Source organism: Bartonella quintana (assembly GCF_009936175.1).
In the GTDB taxonomy this organism is placed as follows: domain Bacteria; phylum Pseudomonadota; class Alphaproteobacteria; order Rhizobiales; family Rhizobiaceae; genus Bartonella; species Bartonella quintana.
Genome location: NZ_AP019773.1, coordinates 1422735 through 1445197, shown reverse-complemented (window position 1 = coordinate 1445197; position 22463 = coordinate 1422735). Strand labels below are relative to the sequence as shown.

Here is a 22463-nt window from a genome sequence, read left to right as displayed (position 1 = left end):
TTTTAAGAAAGAGAAAGAGATTCTTAAAATTTGGGGTATCTCGTCCATTTCATCTGATAATTATCAGAGAGTTGCTCAAGGGAAAGAGGCGGTATTTCGTGTCGGATTCATTTGCTCTTATACCGCTGCCATTGGTAGATCAACGTTACGCGCAAGCGCTTTTTGATTTCGTTCAAGAAGCAAGATCTGTTGAAAATGTTGAAAAGGCAGTGGCATCTTTTTTAGTTGTCTTAGATCAAAATGAAGACCTAAAGCGCTTTGTGCAGAGCCCATTCTTTTCAATAAAAGAGCAAATTAAAGTAATGCGTTCTGTTTGTGAAAACATCAAGTTTGCTGATCAGGGTGCTGGTCAGATTCTCAGTAACTTTTTGCGTGTTATCACAGTAAACCGTCGGCTTTGTGCTTTGTCTGGTATTTTACAGGCTTTTCAACATCGTGTCGCTCTCTCTCGCAGAGAAGTTTCGGCACAGATTATTTCTGCACGTCCGTTGAGTTCTCATCAGGAAGAAGAGTTGCGCGTGGCTTTGGAAGGTGTCATTAGAGGAAAGGTTTTGCTACACATGTGTGTTGATCCAACAATCCTTGGTGGACTGATCATTCGTTTAGGATCATCGCAGATTGATACGTCCCTTGTGACGAAATTATCTTCGCTTAAGCTTGCATTGAAAAAAGAGGTCAGCTGATGGATATTAGACCGTCGGAAATTTCAAAAATTCTAAAAGAGCAAATCAGAGACTTTGACCAAAAGGCTGAAGTTTCAGAAATTGGTTGGGTTTTGTCTGTGGGTGATGGTATCGCCCGCGTTTATGGTTTGGATAATATCCAAGCAGGTGAAATGGTTTCCTTTTCAAATGGCGTGCATGGTATGGCATTGAATTTGGAAATCGATAATGTCGGGGTTGTGATTTTCGGATCAGATCGTGATATCCGTGAAGGTGATTCCGTTAAACGACTTGGTGCTATTGTCGATGTTCCTGTGGGCCCAGCTTTGCTGGGGCGGGTTGTCGATGCACTCGGAAATCCTATAGATGGAAAGGGGCCTCTTAAGGCAACAGAGCGTCGTCGTGTCGATGTCAAAGCTCCGGGAATTATTCCACGTCAGTCAGTGCATGAGCCAATGCCAACAGGATTGAAAGCTATTGATGCGCTTATTCCTATTGGACGTGGGCAGCGTGAATTAGTCATCGGTGATCGTCAAACAGGGAAAACCGCGATTTTGCTCGATACGTTTTTAAATCAAAAGCCCTTCCATGAAAAAGGTGCTGGGAACGAGCAAGACAAAGTCTATTGTATTTATGTTGCCATTGGTCAAAAACGTTCAACGGTTGCGCAATTTGTTAAAGTTTTGGAAGAGCGTGGAGCTCTCGAGTATTCTATTATCGTAGCGGCTACGGCCTCTGATCCTGCTCCTATGCAATTTATCGCACCTCTTGCTGGTTGTGCAATGGGGGAATATTTCCGTGATAATGGGCAACATGCTTTGATCGGTTATGATGATCTTTCAAAACAAGCGGTCGCTTATCGTCAAATGTCTCTTTTGCTTCGTCGCCCGCCTGGTCGTGAAGCTTATCCAGGAGATGTTTTTTACCTTCATTCACGTCTTTTAGAACGGGCGGCAAAGCTCAATGCTGAAAATGGTTCTGGGTCTTTGACAGCTTTGCCAGTTATTGAAACCCAGGCAAATGATGTTTCTGCTTACATTCCCACAAATGTGATTTCGATCACCGATGGGCAGATTTTTCTAGAAACCAATTTGTTTTATCAGGGAATTCGTCCTGCTGTGAATGTGGGTCTTTCTGTGTCGCGTGTTGGTTCTGCTGCACAAATTAAAGCAATGAAGCAGGTTGCAGGTTCAATTAAAGGGGAATTAGCACAATATCGGGAAATGGCAGCTTTTGCGCAGTTTGGTTCGGATTTGGATGCGTCAACCCAGCGTCTTTTAAACCGTGGTGCCCGTTTAACAGAACTGTTAAAGCAACCACAATTTTCTCCACTTAAAACAGAAGAACAGGTTGTTGTTATCTTTGCTGGTGTTAATGGTTATCTTGATGCTTTGGCTGTTTCTGATGTTGGTCGATTCGAACAAGGTCTTTTGACACTTCTCCGGAGTGATCACCCAGATCTTTTGCAGGCAATCGCCCATCAAAAACAGATAACCGATGATGTTAAGGATAAGTTGATTGTTGTTCTTAATACTTACGCAAAGATTTTTTCGTAATAACTTAATGGAATGCGCGAATGGCGTCGTTGAAGGATCTTAGAGATCGTATCGCCTCGGTTAAGGCAACACAGAAAATTACTAAAGCAATGCAAATGGTTGCAGCAGCAAGGTTGCACCGTGTGCAAGAGGCAGCTCAGTCTGCTCGTCCTTATGCCCAGCGGATGGCCGCTATTTTAGCCAATGTTGCCACTGATGTCGATGCCATCGATGTGCCCCCTCTCATGCGTGGTACTGGTCGAAATGATGTCCATCTTTTAGTGGTATGTACTGCTGAGCGTGGTCTTTGTGGTGCTTTTAATATGCAAATTGCTCGACGGGCACGCCAACAGATTAAAGCACTGCTTTCTGCCGGTAAAATAGTTAAAATCTTAACCGTGGGAAAAAAGGGAGCGGATATTTTATCACGTGATTACAAAGCTTTGATGATTGATCACATCGATTTGCGTTCTGTAAAGCGGGTTGGTTTTGCAGAGGCAGCTATAATCAGCCAGAAGATCATTGATTTATTCGATAAGGATACCTTCGATATTTGTACTCTGTTTTATTCTGAATTTGTTTCAGTGATTAATCAGCGTCCTGTGGCTTTTGGCTTAATCCCTATGGGGTCTCCCAAAGGAGCTGTTGAGGCAGAAGATGTTACTCAAAAAGTAGACGAAAACAAAAATCTACAATCAATTGTTTATGATTATGAGCCTGATGTAGCTTCTCTTTTGGAGGAGCTCGTGCCACGCAATCTTTCCGTGCAAATCTTTCAGGCTTTGCTTGAAAATGTCGCCGGTGAAATGGGAGCAAAAGTGACTGCGATGGATAATGCATCGCGCAATGCGGGTGAAATGATCAATAAATTGACGGTGGCTTATAATCGTCAACGTCAGGCGCAGATCACAACAGAATTGATCGAAATTATTGCGGGCGCTGAAGCGCTTTAAATTGAAAAGGTAAGGATTGATGGTAAAAGCAGTGTCGTCAAGCAAAGGAGCAGCAAAAGTTGAACAAAAAAAATCAGCTGCTCGTTCAGGCGTGAAAAAAAACGCCTCAAAATCTCAAGCCAGTCTACAGGATACCTCTAGTCCTCTAAAAACTTCTTCTAAAAATGCCCATGCAAAAAAAGATGTCCAGGCAAAAAGAGCAGTGGGTGAGATCAAACAGGTTATTGGTGCTGTGGTCGATGTGCAATTTGAAGGCGCGTTGCCAAATATTCTTAATGCATTAGAAACAGAAAATTTAGGCAATCGACTGGTTTTAGAAGTCGCTCAGCATTTGGGTGAAAATACAGTGCGTACAATCGCCATGGATACAACTGATGGTCTTACGCGTGGTCAAAAGGTTTTTGATACAGGAACACAGATCTGTGTTCCTGTGGGAGAAGCAACCCTTGGTCGTATTATGAATGTCATTGGAGAGCCAGTCGACAATGTTGGACCAATCGCTACAACCAAAACCCGTTCCATTCACCAAAAGGCCCCTGAATATGTTGACCAATCAACAGCATCAGAAATCCTTGTTACTGGTATTAAAGTCGTTGATTTGTTAGCACCTTATTCTAAAGGTGGTAAGGTTGGTTTGTTTGGCGGTGCTGGTGTGGGTAAAACCGTTCTCATTATGGAGCTCATCAACAATATTGCAAAGGCCCATGGCGGTTATTCAGTATTTGCCGGTGTTGGAGAGCGCACACGTGAAGGAAATGATCTCTATTATGAAATGATCGAAAGCCGTGTGAATGTGAATCCAAAAGACAACAATGGTTCAACAGAAGGATCAAAATGTGCCCTCGTTTATGGACAAATGAATGAGCCACCAGGAGCACGGGCACGTGTTGCACTTTCAGGATTGACCATTGCAGAAAGTTTCCGTGATGAAGGTCAAGATGTTCTTTTCTTCGTCGATAATATCTTCCGTTTTACACAAGCAGGCGCTGAAGTGTCAGCTCTTTTAGGACGTATCCCTTCTGCTGTGGGCTATCAGCCAACTTTGGCAACGGACATGGGGGCTTTGCAAGAGCGTATTACAAGTACAAAAACAGGCTCTATTACTTCTGTTCAGGCTATTTATGTGCCGGCTGATGATTTGACAGATCCAGCACCAGCTACATCTTTTGCCCATTTGGATGCGACAACGGTTCTTTCCCGTTCGATTGCTGAAAAGGGTATTTATCCAGCAGTTGATCCCCTTGATTCTTTCTCACGCATGTTGGATCCATTGGTTGTGGGTGAAGAGCATTATACTGTTGCCTGTCAAGTTCAGACCATTTTGCAACGTTATAGATCGTTGCAGGATATTATTGCTATTCTTGGAATGGATGAACTTTCTGAAGAGGACAAGTTGCTGGTAGGACGAGCGCGTAAAATTGAACGTTTTCTTTCGCAACCTTTCCATGTGGCTGAAACCTTTACTGGATCACCTGGAAAACTGGTACCTTTAGAAGAAACAATCAAAGGGTTTAAAGGTCTTTGTGCTGGTGATTATGATGATTTGCCAGAAGCAGCTTTTTATATGGTGGGTTCGATTGATGAAGCTCTTGAAAAAGGAAAACGTCTTATTGCAGAAGCTGCTTCATAAAGAGAAAATTTGTAATAAATGCTTATTGTAGACAGGACAAGACGTCCTCATATCGAGCCTCGTGGAGATTTGTGTGGAAAACAAGAGAGTAGAGCATTTTTTATTTGAGCTTGTATCACCTGAAAAACTGGTGTTTTCAGAGCAGGTAATATCTGTTGTTATTCCTTCAGCCTCAGGTGCTCTGACAGTTATGGCGCATCATGAACCTTTAGTGGCGAGCATTGTATTGGGCAGTGTGCGTGTTCTTACCTCTTCAGGGGAAAAGCTTTTTGCTGTTTGCAGAGGCGTTGCGAATATTACATCTTCGGGCTGTTCTCTTTTGGTAGAGAAAGTTGTTGCTGTTGAACATCTTTCTTTTGATGTATTGGAGCAGCAGATCTCCCAAGTGCAAGCAACGTTAGAAGGCGATTCAGATGATCGCATAAGTCATAAAGTCCAAGATTTTTTTCATCAATTGACAAATGCTGATGGTGTACTGACAAAGGCATAACGGGTTATGCAGGAAAAGGGACGTGAGCGGCAGAAAAAGTAAGATTATGTCTGCTAAAAGGGGGGGGAAGCCTTTTCCCCATCCAGGTGTTGTTTTTGCCGGACCTTTGCCAAAATGTTTTGTCTATATTTTAGCCTCTTTTATTTTGCAGTGGGCTTATGGCTTAGGGGCAAATATTGTTCAATCTAATATTGTCTATTTTACTGGTGATTTCAACGCAACTCTGGCAGAAACAACATGGTTGGTGGCTGCTTATATGGCACCAAATGTGAGTGTTGCGATCATGTTGATCAAGATCCGCTATCAGTTTGGACTTCGTGCTTTTGCTGAATTATCAATTCTTGGCTTCGTTTTGGTCTGTGTTTTGCAGTTATTTGTTACGGATTTGCGGTCTGCACTGATCATTCGTTTTTTCGCTGGTGTCGCTGCGGCGCCATTGGCTTCATTAGCGCTTCTTTATATGATGGAGGCTTTTGCACCAGCAAAGAAGTTCACCATTGGGCTTAGTTTGAATTATATGAATGCAGCTTTAGCGACGCCTTTATCACGTTTGATTTCGCCTGATTTGCTGGAAAATGGTGGATTTTCAAGTCTTTCAGCACTGGAAATGGGATTGGTTCTCATCAGTTTGGGATGTATCTATGCTCTTCCATTGACCCCTGTTGTACGCAACAAGGTCATTCAGAAATTAGATTGGGTGAGCTATAGTTTGATTGCATTTGGTCTTGGATTAAATGCAGTGATTATGTCTGTTGGCATGTTGTATTGGTGGTTCGAGGCACCATGGATCGGTTGGGGTCTGGCACTGGCTGTTTTGTCTTTGGTCATTGCGACGATTATTGAGCTTAATAGAGAAAAGCCGTTGATTGATTTACGCTGGCTTTTCAGTAAAGAAATCGTACAATCTGTTCTCATTTTATTGGTCTTTCACGTTTTCTTATTGGAGCGATCAAGTTTAGCAGCCGGTTTTTTTAATCTTTTTGGTTTGTTAAATCGTGAAATGATGCCCATGTATCTTGCAATTACATTTGGCACCCTTTTAGGGGGTGCGATTTGTGTCTTTTTTTTACGGGCCGGTCGTGAGGACTATTTTTATCTTTTATCTTTGGGTTGTTTGGCGCTTGGGGCTTATTTAGATAGCCATGTCAACCACTTAACACGTCCGCAAGATATGATGCTGAGTCAAGGATTGGTGAGCCTTAGTTATGCGCTTTTTTTACCTCCTACGCTTTTCAAGGGGTTCGTGGTGGCTGGTGCGCGAGGACCACGTTACATCTTAAGTTTTATTGCTGTTTTTCTGCTGACGCAAGTGACGGGGGGATTGATGGGGTCGGCTTTTTTTGGCAGTTTGCAGTTTATTTTCGCTCATAAGAATTTTGAATCCTTAATACAAAATATTGTTGTTACGGATTCCCTTATTTCAGGTGAGGTGAATACCTTATTTTCGTCTTCTTTTAGGGTTCCTATGTCCCATGTTTTGGGGGATAAGCAAGACGTATCTAGGCTGATTGAAAAATTTAAGTTAACAGCAAACATTTTTGCTTATGATGATGTTTTTCGGCTTTATTTTTATATTGCAACGGTTGTGTTTGCTGTTTTTCTTGCCAAAATATTTTTAAAGTTATGTTTTTTACGTGCATACGAAAAGAAGAGCAATGTCAGTGAAGAGGAGTGCAAAAAGTGATAAAGGCATTACGGTCAAAAGCGACCATTATTGCATTCCTATCAGGTGTTACGGGTGTTTTGCTGATTTTATGGGCTTGGAAACTTCCCCCATTTGTCAGTGCAATTCAAATAACGAATAATGCTTCTGTTAAGGGCAATGTCACTCTGGTGAGTTCACAGATCTCTGGTGTGATTGCACGGATTTATGTTCAAGATTATCAAAGAGTTGAAAAAGGAATGCTTTTATTTGAACTCGATGATGCCCTCTTGCGCCAACAACTTGCACGAGCACAGGCTGTTTTGGATTCAAAAAATGCAAAACTTGCAAGCGTTGTTTTGCAGGCTCAGTTCTTACAGGGAGAAATTAATACAGCGGAAGCCGAACTTGCCCGTTTGCGAGCGTTTTCCAATATTCTTCCTGGACACAAAAAGTCAAGCTTTGATGATACTGCGAGTTCAGTTGTTCGTCCTTTTTCGCAATTATTGACAGCGCTTGAAACAAAACGCCAATTGCAAAAACAATTAGAGCTTGAACGGCAAAGTTTACAGTCAGAGGTTGCTGGAGCAAAAGTTGGCGTTGAATTGGCTAAGCTCAATCTGAAGCACACAAAAATTTTGTCTCCTAAAACAGGACATGTTGGCTTGGTTAGTGCTCGGGTAGGACAATATGTTTTGCCTGGTACGCAATTAGTGTCACTCATTTCTGATGATATTTGGATTATTGCCAATTATAAAGAAACGCAACTTTCTCAGATGCGTGTTGGGCAACCTGTTGTTTTTTCTGTTGATGCATTGAACAATCAGAAATTGACAGGACGTGTGGCCCGTTTCGCACCTGCCACAGGTTCAGAATTTTCATTGTTAAAAACAGATACGGCAATCGGTAATTTCATCAAAATTGCGCAACGTATTTCAGTTCGTATTTCTTTAGATCCTGGACAAGAAGGGGCTGAAAAGCTCATTCCTGGTATGTCGGTGGTTACCTATGTGGATACTTCAAAAAGCGGTTCTGGAAAATAAGATTTCGCTCTTTTGAATTTGATTTTTATCCCTTTTGATTATAGTAAATGGGTGTTTAATTTAAAGAATTTCGTTTTTTTGTTATAATGCACAGGGCTATTTTATCGAAATTGCGCAACCTATTTCTTTAGAGCTTGAACAGGAGAGAGCTAGTAAGCTCATTCCTAATATGCCTGTTGTTCCATAGATGAATATTTCACAATGCGTTTCTGGAGGATAAGTTTTTGGGTCTTTTGATTTTTATTTTTATGCCTTTTTCTTATAGCAAATGGGTATTTACTTTGGAAGATTTCATTTGGTTTATTCTAATGCATATCTTAAAGTACTTTTTCTGATCTGAAATGGAAATGGTATTTTGTAACGTTGCCTTAAAGGCAGAGAAAAATGCCCGCTTCAAAGCGGGCATTGAAAAGTTTGATTTTTGAAAAATCTCATTATTGGCGTGTTAATTTTTACGTGTCAGAAAAAAGCCAGCTAAAGCCATTCCTGCTGCCAATGCAAGGATTGTTTTAGGGTTTTCTTTTGCTTTTCTTTTCAATTTCGTAGCATGTTCGTTGAGGTGATAAAGCGCGTGACGGATTTTTTGTTTCCATGAAGCAAACATGTCAGAGATGTTTTCAAAGCTATCTTTATAAGAACGAAAATGATTCACAGGGACGAGCTCATTTTTTAATTGTGCGATGCGTTTTTTAATTTTAGTATTTTGGGGGTGGGTCGAAAATAGGCACATCTGTTGACTCCTTCATGTTTATAGTGTTTCACGACAGTTGGGATTGTGTTTGGGGTTTTGCTATAACGGTTCGAAAATTGAAAGGTTGCATTGAGTGCGCTGTTTGTGGGTGAAGCCAAGAGCTTTGGCGCAATGAGAGAATTTTCTTTAATTCATTTTTTTAAATTGTACTCTGGCAAGTGTTGCCATAAAGAATGATCAGATAACGGCGGGTTTTTGAAAATTTGAGGATTTGATGAGCACAGCGTATTCTTTATCTAAACCTCTCGAGCGTCGCCAGTCTATTGCCGTTACGATTGGCGATGTGATGGTTGGTGGTCATAATCCGATCGTTGTTCAGTCAATGACCAACACTGATACTGCTGATGTTGATGCAACAGTAGCACAAATTGCTGCTCTTTGGCAGGTAGGTTCGCAATTGGTTCGCATTACCGTTGATCGTGATGAAGCTGCTGCTGCTGTTCCCAAAATACGGGAGCGATTGGAACGCTTAGGCTTTATTGTGCCATTGGTGGGGGATTTTCATTATATTGGCCACAAGCTTTTATCAGAACATCCTGCATGTGCTGAGGCGCTGGCAAAATATCGGATCAATCCTGGAAATGTTGGTTTTGGTGCAAAAAAGGATCGTCAGTTTGCGGAAATTATTGAGATTGCCTGTCGGTATCGTAAACCTATTCGTATTGGAGTGAATTGGGGATCTCTTGATAATGTGTTATTGACACGGCTTATGGATGAAAATGCTCAGCAAACAAAGCCCTTATCTGTCGCTGAAGTCATGCGGGAAACTGTTGTTCAGTCCGCTCTTCATTCAGCCGTTTGGGCTGAAGAGATAGGATTGGGACGTGATCAAATTATTCTTTCTGCCAAAGTGAGTGATGTACAAGATCTCATTGCTGTCTACAGCACCTTGGCAGAGCGTTGTGATTATGCGCTCCATTTGGGATTGACAGAAGCAGGGATGGGGACAAAGGGTGTTGTTGCTTCTTCCGTGGCTTTGGGGATTTTGTTGCAGCAAGGAATTGGCGATACGATTCGTATTTCATTAACACCTGAACCCGGTGGAGATCGGACACGGGAAGTGAAAGTTGCTCAAGAGCTTTTACAAGTCATGGGATTTCGGCAATTTTTTCCTGTGGTTGCGGCTTGCCCTGGATGTGGGCGCACCACTTCAAAAGTGTTTCAGCAATTGGCACAAAAAATTGAAGCGGATTTATATAAAAATATGGCGGTGTGGCGTGAAAAATACCCTGGCGTTGAAAGTTTAAAGGTTGCGGTGATGGGGTGTATCGTTAATGGACCGGGAGAATCAAAACATGCTGATATTGGGATTTCATTGCCTGGAATAGGTGAGAGTCCAGCAGCACCTGTTTTTATTGAGGGCCAGAAGGTGAAGATTTTGCGGGGCAACCATATTGCGGAAGAATTTGAATCTCTCTTAAGTCACTATATTCATACACGCTTTGGACAAGACTGAAACAAAGAAAAGCTTTTGTTCTGTTTGCTTCCTTTTTTGTGTTTCGACGTTGGTGACAAGGCTTCTTAATTTTTGCGTGTTGCACTAAAATGGGCTGCTTGTTGGAGTGGTTTTGCTTTGGTGCCAAAAGGCAGCAGAAGCGCTTCTGCTTTAGCGATGAGTTCATCTCGTTTTTTTTGTGTTTCTTGAATACCATAAAGACGAACAAAAGTGGCTTTTTGTGCCGTTTCATCTTTACCAGCGGTTTTCCCTAGGATTTCAGTGCTGGCGGTGATATCAAGAAGATCGTCTGTCAATTGAAACGCTAAACCAAGATAGGTTCCAAAAGCAGCAAGTTTTTCGGTTAATTCTTTGGAAGCGTTGCCGATGATCGCTCCTGCTTGGCAAGCAAAGCTTATAAGAGCGGCTGTTTTCATGTGTTGGAGAGTCAGAATACTGATGGTGCTATCTTGTGGTTTTTTTTCTGCTTCTAGGTCAAGCATTTGTCCGCCTATCATGCCGCCAAGTCCTGCTGATTGTGCAAGAGCTGTGATCAGTTTGATTCTGGTTTCAAAGGGGAGTGTACTGGCTTTATGAGCAATGATTTCAAAAGCAAAAGTCAAGAGGGCGTTGCCTGCCAGAATTGCTGTGGCTTCATCAAATGCTATGTGGACAGTGGGTTGTCCACGTCGGAGTGTGTCGTTATCCATGGCGGGAAGATCATCATGAATGAGCGAATAACAGTGGACACATTCTAAAGCACTTGCGACGTCGAGACAGTATTCAGCAGGGATATCAAAGAGTGCACCACTTTGAATAACAAGAAAAGGACGCAGACGCTTTCCACCATTCAACACACCATAGCGCATGGCTTTTATTAAGGCCTCAGGACGGGAAATTTCACCATTTTGGACTTGATCACTTAATAGTGTGTCAAGTCGCCTTTCAACACTGTGGGCGTGTTTTGCAAGAAGGGTGGTAAATTCATACATTCTTGCTTCCTTTATTTTTTGCAAAATGAGATTTTAAAGTTAAGAGCATAATAAAAGCTATAATTCTTTCTTGTTTTCATCAATTATAAACATGCATTTTTCCAAATGCACTTATCCCTGCTTCTCTGAATATCAACAATATGCTCCACGAGTCCTGAATTTCAGCTATCGTTAAGAGAAACAAGAGGTATAGACCTTTGATTGCTTCAACATTTTTATGCACATTGCATAGACTCTTTATTAAAAAATCGATTTCTCTTTATTTATACTTAAACCTATTGTATGCCGGAGCCCCTGTTAAAGCCACACAAAAAATTAAATGAACGTCTAGTCAAAAGACTTTAATCAGTGTATAACGCCATCAAATTTTATGATATTTTTTAATAAAAGCATTGTCGTTTTTGACATTGCTTTTTCTATTTTAATGGATTTGGAGTGTCTCTTTATGGCTGTACCTAAACGAAAAACCTCTCCATCGAAGCGGGGTATGCGCCGTTCGGCTGATGCCCTTAAGGCGCCGACTTATATCGAGGATAAAAATTCTGGTGAGCTGCGTCGCCCTCATCACATTGATTTGAAAACCGGAATGTATCGCGGGCGCTCAGTTTTGCCCCCTAAGGACTGAGATTTTTGTCTCTTTACCTGTGAAAATTCATTTGATTTATAGGAAAATGAATGCACAGGGCAAATGAATACATAGGTGAGATGCTCTTTTCGGTTATCTTTCTGAAAGAGATAGCGAAGCACAAGATTTTCTAGTTGTGTATAGGGTTTTCTTACAAACTTTTTTATCATCTTGAGTGATAATTTGAATGCGTGCCTGCACTTTATAGGGGAGTGGTATAGGGGAGTGGTCCTTGTGTGAGGGGCTGGTAAGAGCTCTCTTTTTCTTATCAGTGTCAATGAAATAAGCTTGGTAACGGAATCATTTTCCTCAAAAACCTTCTTAAAAGTGTATTCGGTGAATAGCGATAAAGGCAAGAATAGAAAGATCAATTTTATCATAAGATGGAGATCACACATCTCATTTCGTGTATGTCGTGTTCAATTCCATCAATATATTATTGCGTGGGGAAATTTGGTAGATTTCTTATAAAATGTCTTGCAATTTATTATGCGGCATATACAGCTTTGCTATCTGCATTTGTTTCATCACTCTTGGTTTTAAATTCGCACTTTGGTTTGTTGGAAAGATGCATTTCTATGAGATTGACTGCTTCTGTTTCAGAAAGACTATTAATAACAGCAATTTCGCGTGCCATCCTGTCAAGTGCAGCAGTATAGAGTTGGCGTTCAGAATAAGATTGTTCAGGTTGTAGATTTGAACGAAAAAGGTCGCGTACTACTTCAGCGATACAGATAAGATCTCCTGAATTGATTTTAGCATCATACTCTTGAGCACGGCGTGACCACATAGTTCGTTTAACCCGCGCTTTCCCATGCAAGATTTTTAATGCTCGTTCAACGGAATCAACAGCGGATAATTTGCGCATTCCAACGGAAATAGCTTTTGCAATTGGTACTTTAACATCCATTTTATCTTTAGCAAAATGAATAACAAAAAGTTTTAATTTATGTCCTGCAACTTCTTGATCTTCAATCGCTATAATCTGCCCTACTCCATGGGTAGGGTAGACGATATATTCAGAGGTTGCAAATCCCTTAGCATTGGAGGACGTTCTATGTTGGGATGCCATATTTTAGTTTACTCCCTTTATGACCAACAAATGTACCGGAAAACAGACTAAAAGCCTGAACTTTGAGTGTTCTTTGACCAAGTATATTACACGAATTTAATGAGCATAAAAGTTAAGTACTTTTAAATCCAACAAAAAATACCCTACTTTACAAAAAGAAAGCAAAGAAAAATACTTAGAAAGATGATCATGTTAAAATAACACTAACATCAAAATTGAAAAGAATCAATCATTTCGCTTAGGAATTTTTGTTTTTACAATAGAATAATCTCAATTTTTGAAGCCGTTTGATGTGTGCTGTATCGTTATTATTCACCACTTCCTGGATTTTCTGAAAAATACTTTTCTAATTTATTCGCAACGCCATCCATTTCTTTTGCTTGAGGAAGAGGGTCTTTTCGGGTGGTTAAATTAGGCCATTTGGTCGCATAATGGAGATTGAGCTCTAGCCACTTTTCAAGCCCCGGCTCTGTATCAGGTTTAATGGCTTCCGCTGGGCATTCTGGTTCACAGACACCACAATCGATACATTCATCGGGATGAATGACAAGCATATTTTCACCTTCATAAAAACAATCAACGGGGCACACTTCAACGCAATCAGTATATTTGCAATGAATGCAATTGTCAGTTATTACATAGGCCAAGCTCGAACTCCATTTTTATTTCAGTGACCTTTGGAAGAAAGTATATGTGCGTTTTTATCTTTGTCTTTTATAAGTTGATCGCGTAGCGCAGCTAATTTTGCAAAAGGTGAATCAGGATTAGGGCGCCTTTCTCTCTGAGATGATTGATTGTTTGTGCGTTTACTGTGCGATTTATTTGACTTATGAGAGTTTCTAGTGTGTGATGTGGCTTCTCGAGAGTTGTCTTCCTGTGCGCTTGTCCATTTCTTCGAAGCCTTTTTTTGTTTGTTTTGCCACCTCTGTCCAGATTTATCACGTTTTTTTTGTGTGTGGTGGTGAAAATGATTGTTATAACGCCATAGTAAAACAATTTTCTCTTCTGCTGCAATGCATTTTTGTTTGGCAAAATCGCCAACAGGTTCAGCTGCCGATAAACAATCTTCGGTATTGAATTTATCGGGTTGCATTTCAACGGAAGTGGGTAAAGCTCCCTTTTCTCCCTGTGTTGTTTGTGATATGCCTATTCTTTGCCACAGATCGCCAACGTATTCTGCCGCAGGGACCTCTTGTGCCGTCGTGTATGTATGGGTAGAGACTTTGTTTTGAAGAAGATTTTGTTCAAAAACAGTACTGCTACAGGCATGCGATTGATAACCAAGACCTTTTAAAATTTCTTCCATATCGGTTCCATTGGCTCCAAGAATGGACATCATTGTTGGAGTTACAAAAAAACTTTTACCATCATAAGCTCCATCAGGTTTGGGTTCATCCCCTTGTTTCCAATGAACTGCAGAACGGATTAGGTTAGCAAGACGTTCTAAAATATCAATCCGTACAGCACGTTGGCCTAACATCCGATAACCGGCTAACTGATAAAATTGGCGGTTATACGTAGGATCAATAACCAAGGAAGTCCGTCCAGCTGCTAACGCGGCAAAAATTTCATTGACACCAGTTTGGTTATGACCCTCATTTTGGAGATTCCATAACAGTGTAATTGCCTGGACCGGAGCTGGTTTAAGCATCCCTGCAATATAGATATGAAAAGCGCCAAAACGGACACCTAACCGCCGGAGCACTGCGCGCGATTCTTGATCAAGATTTTTAACAACATCGGCTATTTCTCGCCGAGGTATAATTCCTAAAGAGTTAACAAGTTGTAAGGCAAGACTGCTTGTTGAATCCGTCAAGCTATCGGCATTGCGCAAATCAAACAGTGGCTTTAAGTTCGTTTCAAAATGAAAGGTGACAAAACGCTCTAATCGTTTCACTACGTTGTCCCGGGCTTCTCCCGTTAATTGGGTATCTGCTAAAACAATCAGTTTGGGTTTTAAAAAATCTTCTGTTGCAATAAGTTGCCCCACAGGTTGTCCAATCCAGCGCACAATTCCGTTAGAACTGAGGGTAAAGTCTCCATTGGCTGAAGCACAAAAACGCATTGCGCGTTTGGAAAAAGCGAGAATCAAATTCTCATTATCTGCTAAACTTTGCGTATCAGCTACTTGATCATCGGTATTGTTCTTGTTGGCATAAAAACGAAAACCTTCAAACTTACCATTTCCATCTTTTTCAATAAGAATATCATTCTTTTGAACAATCTTACTATCCATGATCATTTTCTTTCTTAGTGCTACGCGGGTAAAAAGCTTATTCTCGACAATTCCACAATTATGTTGCTCCTTTAACACGTTTGGTGCATTTGCTTCAATCATTCTTGTTGTTTTTTTGCCACTTTAACTTTAGGTGTTTCCTTTTTCATTCATTTTTTGTTCAGTTTGGATGCTTTATACATGTTCGTTACACGTATTGGTTGTTTTGTAAAGCTAGAAGCATAAATAAATTTTTTACTGAAAAGACAAATAAGCCGAAAATCAAATAAAACAGATGCTGCTTTATGTGATCTTTTTATTTTTTATAGTTCTGTTTTGAACATGTGGGAAGAAAGCTTTTTCGCGTATTTCTTAGGGTGAGGGGCGCTATATCGCGGTTTTGTCAGTTGAAACTGTGTCTTATGACAAGACGTTTTACGATGACAATAAAAAACAATTGAAAAAAACAATTGCGATTATAAAAATACACGTTAAAGTAGTGTATATAAAATAAACAACCTATACGTTCTTTTCAGAGAGAACGATGATGTCGTTGCCAAATCAACTTTAATAATTTTAATCGCAAGGGGTTATTATGGGTAATCTTTCAAATGCTGTTTACAAAAGTAGCAAAAATTATAGCGATGCAGATAAAAGTTTGGGACGCAATATGATGCGTTCTGCAATGCAAGCGCCTTATCTTGAACGGCAAAAAGAGCATGATTTGGCTCTGCGATGGAAAGACAAACGCGATGATGATGCTATGCATCAAATTGCAGCCGCTCATATGCGTTTGGTGATTGCGATTGCTAACCGTTTTAAACGTTTCAAAATGCCATTGGGGGATTTGGTGCAAGAAGGCTATGTAGGGCTGTTGGAAGCGGCTGCGCGTTTCGAGCCTGATCGGGAGGTACGTTTTTCGACTTATGCTACATGGTGGATTCGTGCTTCTATTCAGGATTATATTTTACGAAATTGGTCAATCGTTCGAGGAGGAACCAGTTCTTCGCAAAAAGCGCTTTTCTTTAATCTTCGGCGATTGCGAGCAAAATTGGTCCAAGATGATAACGCTCTGACAAAACAAGATATCTTTCGCACAATCGCTGAAAGGCTTGGCGTTTCCGTTCGTGATGTTGAAACAATGGATTTCCGTTTTTCTAGCTCTGATAATTCATTAAGCGTTTCTGTGTCTGAAAACAGTGATAATCCGATTGCTAAAATGGATGCGCTTGTGGATGATAGTCCTCTTCCTGATGCTTTAATTGAGCAAGTGATTGACAGTCAACGGCGGACACAATGGCTTCATGATGCGTTACAAAGTCTCAATGAACGGGAACTTGAAATTATTCGTTTCCGTCGCTTAAATGAAGAAGGCGCTACTTTGGAAGTTTTGGGTGAAAAATTGGGAATTTCGAAAGAGCGCGTGCGCCAAATTGAAGCACGGGCTTTGCAAAAGCTGCGTTCTGCCCTCCTTATGGTTAATCCTGCAGATGCCTATGATCTGTAAGCAGTTAAGGTTTTTTGGGAAAATTATTTTTGATTTTGTGGGTATGTATTAAAAAGAGACATTAAATTTTACGATAGATTCATTAAGTTTTTTGCTGAGGTTAAGAAGTTTTTCTCTTTCCATGTGTTGAATTCTCTGTCAATTTTAGGAATGTTTTTAATGGTAACAGACTCCGAGGGTCGAATGCATTTGCCGCTTCAGCACTTAATGTTGGTGCTAAGTTTTGATTTGCATATTTAATACGATTAAGTAGGTTTTTTAATTTAATATTCATTTTAATGTTTTTGGTGGATATTTAATTTTAAAGAATTTGGAAATTATCTACTCAATGTTTTCTCTTTTATTTAAACCATCGGCAGTGACCGGTGGTTTATTTTTAATTCATTAAAACGAGTCCACAATGTCGCGCGTACGTTTTCCATTTTCTAGTCTAAAAGGAATATAAAGCCATTATTTGCGATAGTGTACGAAACATATTCATCATATTCACAAGGGATTTAGCTGCAGGGATGAATGGAGGAGAGAAAACTTCACATTGTCTTTGTAAAGATACATCACTGTAAGGAAATTACAGGTTTTTTTCTTTCGTCCTTTCATCTTTAAAATTCGATGTAACTTGGGTCCAGTGATAACCTACAATTTTTAAAGCTTGAAGTTAGGTATGTGTCATTGGAGGGGAGAGAGCACAATGAAGCTGGTTTCGAAGTGCAACCGGATCAGTGCAGTAAATGCCTAAGAGTGCCGAGGATAATAAAAAACAGAAGCGAATCAGGAGCGCAGAAAACGATGAAGAAGGCTGTATATTTACTGCGTGATAATTTTAACGGCTGTACCTGTGTGTAAAGTTTGTGTTGGTGAGAGTCCGTTAAGAATGCGAAAGAATTTTTCTTTGTGTGGTGTATTTTGCATTTTATTCGCAAGGCTTACAACGTTTTCTCCTTCTTTAACGCGCACAACACGGATTCTCAAAGGTTTCAGCTTGTTTAACTGTGATGTTGAAAGGGAATGAAAACTTTGTACCGTTCTTTTGGCAACAGCTTCAAAGTTTTGAGAATGATGGGGGGCAGCGGTGAGGAAGCGAAAGATGTGATTGTTGAACAGAATGACGGCCACATCGAATTGCCATTGTTCATTGGTAGCACGGGCACGGGCTGCAGGTAGATCTTGGAGCGTAATTGGGTGAACTGACGATTCATCCAGTCCTGCAATCCATCCGCTCTTCAAATAATCGCTTGCAGACATGTTTGCAGGAAGTGGTACTGCATCAAAACGAATGGCAATTTTACTGGGGCCACTGGCCCAAACAGTGTGCATTGAATTTTCTATTGTAAAATTGTTTGGAACGGAAAAAGTTACGCGCAATTGCGGGTGAATAAATTGGTTTTCTCGCACAAAACCTGTATAAAAGTTCCCCCCAAAAATCATGCCATCAATGCTCTTGAGAAAAGAATCACGGTCAGTGTTTCCAATGTTCGTTGCACTGATTTTACGCGCTTTTTCTATAGCAAGTTGAATTCGTTGCGGGGTGGTTGGATGGGTTGCTAGAAAATCTAAGGAATTACTTGTAGTGCCTGAGATATTACGAAAAATGCTATACGCTTCCAGTGATTGGAGAAAGCGTGGAGAAGCAAACGGATCAAATCCTGCTTGGTTGAGCATTTCGAGTGCAATTGAATCGGCTTGGAGTTCCTGATTGCGTGAAAATTGTGCAAGTTGTTGCTTGTCTTCAATGGTTTTTTGAAGTTTTTTTCCGGCGTGGGAGAAAAGATTTTGTGACATGCGCTCTGTCATCTTCAATTCCGCTTCTTTTTGCAGGCGTAAAATGCCGTGATTGGCAGTGATATGGGCTATTTCATGGGATAAAATTGCTGCAACTTCTGAAGAATCATTGGCCAATGCGAGCATGCCGCGCGTTATGTAGATAGAGCCATTGGGGAGAGCAAATGCATTGACATTCTGCGAGTTTAAAATTGTTATAGAATAGCTTTGGTGAGAATTTTGTGATCCAACAGTGAGTTTACGCACAATATTTGCTAACATGCGTTCAAGTTTTGGATCATAATATGCACCACCATGGATTTGCAAAATACGGAGGTGTTGTCTCACACTTAATGTGGCATAGATATCGTTCTTAGAGGTGCTTTTTATTTTTGTAGAAAAATCCCAAGAAGAGAGCATCTTATTGAGAGATGGACGCGTAGAACACGCAGAAAGGAGAAGCATGAAGCTTATCAAAGATACTTTATACATGTTGGTACGAAAAAAGAATGTTCGTTGAAAAATTGGGTGCCTCTGACGAGTGTACACTTTTTTTCTGATTGTATTTTAACAAATTTCATTCGTATCTTTATTATATGTTTCTAAAATAAAAAAAATTCTTTGGGAAGAAGTTTTTTGAAAAGGATTCATTCGGCTCTATTACGGTTATTTTTATACAAAAATGTTCTACAAGGAAAGTATTATACAAAGGCATAATCTGTCATGACAACATTTACAATATTGTTAAATGGAGATATTTTTATCACCGATCGTTTGCGTAAGCAAATTCATAAGAGCCGAGTGATTGCGGCCGATGGTGGAATACGGCATGCTGGAGCGCTGAATGTGATCCCTGAGTTGTGGTTGGGGGATTTCGATTCCTCTGATCAAGCTTTAATATGCGAATATGGGGATGTTCCCCGTGAAGTTTTTCCCACTGATAAAGATATGACCGATAGTGCACTGGCATGTGAGAGAGCTCTACAAAAGGGTGCCAAAAAGCTTATTTTGTGTGGTGCTTTTGGAGGTGAAAGAAACGATCATAGCCTTTCTCATATGACGCAAGCACTGATGATGGAAGAAAAAGGCATTTCAGTTTTATTGACCAGCGGTCGTGAAGAAGGGTGGCCGGTTTTGCCAAAGCCTTTTTCGTGTGATTTGCCTGCTGGGTGTTTGTTTAGTATCATCGGTTTTTCTGATTTAAAAGGATTAACCCTTTCAGGTGTGAAATGGCCTATTTGTGGTAAAAATGTGTCATTTGGCTCTTCTTTAACACTTTCTAACCGTATTTATGGAACCTTCTCTTGTCATTTATGTTCTGGAAAAGCTATATTGTTGGCATCTGTACCTATTCCATAAAACTCTTCCAGTATATTTAATGAATGCAAGGGGGAGATAAGTGATGAAGTGCCAGCGTGAATAATATACTTATGTTTTGATCTTGAGAAGGAGAGGTTTTTATATGTTAAAATCAATTTTGAAAGTAGTAGTCGTTTCAGCCATTGGTTTAAGTTCAGTGGCTTGTTCTGTTAATGATCAGAGAGTTGCACGTTATGGTGTGGGAGGAGCGGCAATAGGTGCTTTGGCAGGAACAGCAATTGCTGGAAGCACTCCTGGAGCAGCGCTTACAGGTGCAGCAGTTGGAGCAATCGCAGGGACAGTAACAGGGGCTGCGGCAAATCAGAAAAGACAACAATCTCAGGTTATGATGCAGCAGTCAACACTGTGCACCTATCGTGATCATAAAGGTCGGGTTTACCAAGCACCTTGTGCTCAAAAAGTGCAAGTGCCACAATTGTGTACTTACCGTGATCAAAAAGGTGTAATGTATCAGGCACCTTGTCTGCAACGTAGCCGTTAATGGCGGTACCGCTGCTGCGGCTTGATCGTATTTTCCTAGCCTTTGGAAAAACGCCCTTGCTCAACCAAGCTTGTTTATCGGTTGAGCAAGGTGCCCGTATCGCTCTGGTGGGCCGTAATGGTTGTGGAAAATCGACGCTGTTAAAAATTGCCGCTGGAATGATAGAACCAAGTGAAGGGGAGATTTTTTGCCATCCTCGGGTTACTGTTCGTTATGTATCACAAAACCCCGATTGTTCAGGCTTTGAAGATGTTCACGCTTACGTGGAAGCTGGTCGGGACAATGCACCTGATGCGCAGTGGCTAAATACACTTCGCACAAATCTTGGTTTTTCAGGAACCGAAAAGTTGGCAACCCTTTCAGGGGGTGAAAAGCGACGCCTTTCATTATTAAGGGCGATTGCCGCAAAACCCGATGTTCTTCTTTTGGATGAACCAACCAATCATCTTGATTTACCAACTATTGAATGGCTCGAAAGGACTTTATGTTCTTTACGGTCGGCCGTTGTGGCTATTTCACATGATCGACGATTTTTAGAAAATGTGACGCGCTCAACAGTATGGATTGATCGGGGCACCACCAAAAGAGTAGAAAAGCCTTTCTTGGAGTTTGAAAATTGGCGCGATAAGGTCCTTGAAGAGGAAGCTTTAAATCAACACAAATTGGCTCGACAGATTGCGCGGGAAGAACAATGGTTGCGCTATGGGGTGACAGCGCGGCGCAAACGGAATGTGCGGCGTTTGGATGCGTTAAAAGAACTACGGCAGCATCGTCAAACCTATAAAAATCCACCTGGAAATGTTCTCTTCACAACTGCGAAAAGTCACGATTCTGGTCAATTGGTGCTTGAAGCAAAGCGGATTTCAAAATCTTATGGCGATCGCATTCTTGTAAAAGATTTATCTTTGCGCGTTCAACGTGGTGATAGGATCGGTCTGGTTGGGCCAAATGGTATAGGAAAAACAACATTGTTGTCTGTTCTGATTGGCCAAGAATCGGCCGATGTTGGAACGGTGAAGCATGGATATAATCTTTCCATGGCATTGCTTGATCAACAGCGCATTTTCAATAAAGAAGAAACTTTAGCACAGTATTTAACGGGTGGTAGGGGTGATACGCTTGTGATCAATGGGCAAGAGCGGCATCTCGTTTCTTATATGAAAGACTTTTTATTTTTGCCCGAACAAGCCCGCACACCACTCAAAGAATTATCAGGGGGAGAAAGAGCTCGTCTCATGCTTGCTCGGCTTCTTGCACAACCTGCAAACTTTTTGATTCTTGATGAACCGACCAATGATTTGGATATGGAGACATTAGATTTGTTGCAAGAATTTATTGCCGATTTTACTGGGACAGTGTTGTTGGTGAGCCATGACAGGGATTTCTTAGATCGAACGGTGACCCATACGTTGGCACCTCAAGGTGATGGTCATTGGATTTTGTATGCGGGCGGTTATAGTGATATGATAGCACAAACCAGGCAAGCTGCATTGTTACAGCATAAAGAATTTTCGCAGCGTAAAGAGCTGCCAAAGCCTCGTATGCGAAGTCAGACAAAACATCAATCCTCACCAGAAAAAACAACATTGCGTAAATTGTCTTACAAACAGGTTTATGCACTTGAAAAACTGCCTGCACAAATCGCTGTTCTGCAAAACGAAATTAAAAAAATTGAACAAGAACTCTCTGATCCTACGTTGTATTGTTGCAATAAAGCGCGTTTCGAGCGTTTATCGGTAGAACTGGAAGAAAAGAAAAATTCTTGTGCGCAAAAAGAAGATGAATGGTTAGAACTTGAACTTTTACGCGAAGAAAGAGAGAAGCAAACCCACCTACATTAACTCATGCCGAGCGCATTTTTATAGAGTTGGATAACCGCTTCTTCTTCCATTCGTTCATGTTCTTCTTTTTTGCGCAACCGTATAATGCTCCGAACAGCTTTACTATCAAAACCAGAGCCTTTAAGTTCGGCATAAACCTCTTTAATATCATCAGAAATAGTTTTTTTCTCTTCTTCTAGCCGTTCAATGCGTTCGATAAAAGCACGCAGTTGGTTTACGGATATAGAATGTGTTTGATCGGTTACTGTGTTCATTTGCATTTTTCTCCGGATTCTCTGTTTTAAGCTGTTTTTTCGACAATAGAGTTGTGTTGAGGAAGCCTGAAGAACAAAAAGTGAATCAGGCTGTACACTTTTTTACAAATTGACTTTAAATATTTTGTAAAAGTTTGAGGTGTGTGCATTGACAAAAAGGTGATAAGGAGCAGAAAAGAACAAAGATATACCTATAT

At 40.8% G+C, this 22463-nt stretch carries 19 protein-coding genes and 1 pseudogene; 13 read left to right on the top strand and 7 right to left on the bottom strand.

Annotated elements, in window-relative coordinates; all coding sequences use genetic code 11:
* Positions 1 to 98 precede the first annotated feature (98 nt).
* From atpH to MF1_RS05935, 7 genes are all read left to right on the top strand, one after another.
* Complete coding sequence (gene atpH, locus MF1_RS05965) at positions 99 to 683, top strand: ATP synthase F1 subunit delta (RefSeq protein WP_161510677.1); 585 nt, start codon at positions 99 to 101, stop codon at positions 681 to 683.
* Positions 683 to 2218, top strand: a complete 1536-nt coding sequence (gene atpA / locus MF1_RS05960; RefSeq protein WP_011179854.1) for a F0F1 ATP synthase subunit alpha — start codon at positions 683 to 685, stop codon at positions 2216 to 2218. The genes atpH and atpA overlap by 1 nt, the downstream gene beginning before the upstream one ends.
* 20 nt (positions 2219 to 2238) lie before the next feature.
* Positions 2239 to 3150 (top strand): F0F1 ATP synthase subunit gamma, encoded by a 912-nt coding sequence (locus MF1_RS05955; protein ID WP_014924521.1) that lies wholly within the window; start codon positions 2239 to 2241, stop codon positions 3148 to 3150.
* Positions 3151 to 3169: 19 nt separating this feature from the next.
* Positions 3170 to 4780 carry a F0F1 ATP synthase subunit beta gene (gene atpD, locus MF1_RS05950; RefSeq protein ID WP_014924520.1) on the top strand — a complete coding sequence of 537 codons (1611 nt, stop codon included), beginning with the start codon at positions 3170 to 3172 and terminating at the stop codon, positions 4778 to 4780.
* 73 nt (positions 4781 to 4853) lie between these two features.
* Positions 4854 to 5270, top strand: coding sequence for an ATP synthase F1 subunit epsilon (gene atpC, locus MF1_RS05945; RefSeq protein WP_174235340.1), 417 nt, complete (start codon positions 4854 to 4856; stop codon positions 5268 to 5270).
* 46 nt (positions 5271 to 5316) lie between these two features.
* Positions 5317 to 6954, top strand: coding sequence for an MFS transporter (locus tag MF1_RS05940; RefSeq protein ID WP_434061853.1), 1638 nt, complete (start codon positions 5317 to 5319; stop codon positions 6952 to 6954).
* The gene (locus MF1_RS05935) at positions 6951 to 7955 is read left to right on the top strand and encodes an HlyD family secretion protein (RefSeq protein WP_014924517.1); all 1005 of its coding nucleotides are present in this window, start codon (positions 6951 to 6953) and stop codon (positions 7953 to 7955) included. The genes MF1_RS05940 and MF1_RS05935 overlap by 4 nt, the downstream gene beginning before the upstream one ends.
* Before the next feature lie 445 nt (positions 7956 to 8400).
* On the opposite strand, the gene MF1_RS05930 is transcribed toward MF1_RS05935, so the two are convergent.
* A complete protein-coding gene (locus tag MF1_RS05930) occupies positions 8401 to 8685 on the bottom strand; it encodes a hypothetical protein (protein ID WP_161510674.1) in 285 nt (94 codons plus the stop codon).
* Positions 8686 to 8920: 235 nt separating this feature from the next.
* On the opposite strand from MF1_RS05930, the gene ispG reads away from it, so the two are divergent.
* On the top strand, positions 8921 to 10162 hold the full coding sequence (gene ispG / locus MF1_RS05925; RefSeq protein ID WP_161510673.1) for a flavodoxin-dependent (E)-4-hydroxy-3-methylbut-2-enyl-diphosphate synthase: 1242 nt from the start codon (positions 8921 to 8923) through the stop codon (positions 10160 to 10162).
* A gap of 65 nt (positions 10163 to 10227) precedes the next feature.
* Here ispG and MF1_RS05920 read toward each other — a convergent pair whose 3' ends face one another.
* Positions 10228 to 11133: a polyprenyl synthetase family protein gene (locus MF1_RS05920; protein ID WP_042995497.1), complete on the bottom strand. Its 906-nt coding sequence runs from the start codon at positions 11131 to 11133 to the stop codon at positions 10228 to 10230.
* 445 nt (positions 11134 to 11578) lie between these two features.
* On the opposite strand from MF1_RS05920, the gene rpmF reads away from it, so the two are divergent.
* On the top strand, positions 11579 to 11758 hold the full coding sequence (gene rpmF / locus MF1_RS05915; protein ID WP_004857790.1) for a 50S ribosomal protein L32: 180 nt from the start codon (positions 11579 to 11581) through the stop codon (positions 11756 to 11758).
* A 487-nt stretch (positions 11759 to 12245) separates the two neighbouring features.
* Here rpmF and MF1_RS05910 read toward each other — a convergent pair whose 3' ends face one another.
* The 3 genes from MF1_RS05910 to MF1_RS05900 form a co-directional block, all read right to left on the bottom strand.
* Positions 12246 to 12830, bottom strand: coding sequence for a CarD family transcriptional regulator (locus tag MF1_RS05910; protein WP_011179845.1), 585 nt, complete (start codon positions 12828 to 12830; stop codon positions 12246 to 12248).
* 308 nt (positions 12831 to 13138) lie between these two features.
* Positions 13139 to 13477 carry a ferredoxin FdxA gene (fdxA, locus tag MF1_RS05905; RefSeq protein ID WP_011179844.1) on the bottom strand — a complete coding sequence of 113 codons (339 nt, stop codon included), beginning with the start codon at positions 13475 to 13477 and terminating at the stop codon, positions 13139 to 13141.
* Between the two features lie 20 nt (positions 13478 to 13497).
* Positions 13498 to 15066, bottom strand: a complete 1569-nt coding sequence (locus MF1_RS05900) for a hypothetical protein (protein WP_161510672.1) — start codon at positions 15064 to 15066, stop codon at positions 13498 to 13500.
* A 574-nt stretch (positions 15067 to 15640) separates the two neighbouring features.
* Between MF1_RS05900 and MF1_RS05895 the strand changes: the two genes are divergently transcribed.
* Positions 15641 to 16552, top strand: coding sequence for an RNA polymerase factor sigma-32 (locus MF1_RS05895; RefSeq protein ID WP_011179842.1), 912 nt, complete (start codon positions 15641 to 15643; stop codon positions 16550 to 16552).
* A gap of 804 nt (positions 16553 to 17356) precedes the next feature.
* On the opposite strand, the pseudogene MF1_RS05890 reads toward MF1_RS05895, so the two are convergent.
* A pseudogene (locus MF1_RS05890) lies at positions 17357 to 18891 on the bottom strand (M48 family metalloprotease).
* A gap of 142 nt (positions 18892 to 19033) precedes the next feature.
* On the opposite strand from MF1_RS05890, the gene MF1_RS05885 reads away from it, so the two are divergent.
* The 3 genes from MF1_RS05885 (at position 19034) to MF1_RS05875 (ending at position 22012) form a co-directional block, all read left to right on the top strand.
* Positions 19034 to 19669, top strand: coding sequence for a thiamine diphosphokinase (locus MF1_RS05885; RefSeq protein ID WP_014924509.1), 636 nt, complete (start codon positions 19034 to 19036; stop codon positions 19667 to 19669).
* A 103-nt stretch (positions 19670 to 19772) separates the two neighbouring features.
* On the top strand, positions 19773 to 20171 hold the full coding sequence (locus MF1_RS05880; RefSeq protein ID WP_161510670.1) for a YMGG-like glycine zipper-containing protein: 399 nt from the start codon (positions 19773 to 19775) through the stop codon (positions 20169 to 20171).
* Positions 20171 to 22012: an ABC-F family ATP-binding cassette domain-containing protein gene (locus tag MF1_RS05875; protein WP_161510669.1), complete on the top strand. Its 1842-nt coding sequence runs from the start codon at positions 20171 to 20173 to the stop codon at positions 22010 to 22012. Before MF1_RS05880 ends, MF1_RS05875 begins: the two co-directional genes overlap by 1 nt.
* On the opposite strand, the gene MF1_RS05870 is transcribed toward MF1_RS05875, so the two are convergent.
* Positions 22009 to 22266 (bottom strand): DUF2312 domain-containing protein, encoded by a 258-nt coding sequence (locus MF1_RS05870; protein ID WP_042995616.1) that lies wholly within the window; start codon positions 22264 to 22266, stop codon positions 22009 to 22011. The genes MF1_RS05875 and MF1_RS05870 overlap by 4 nt on opposite strands.
* Positions 22267 to 22463 lie beyond the last annotated feature (197 nt).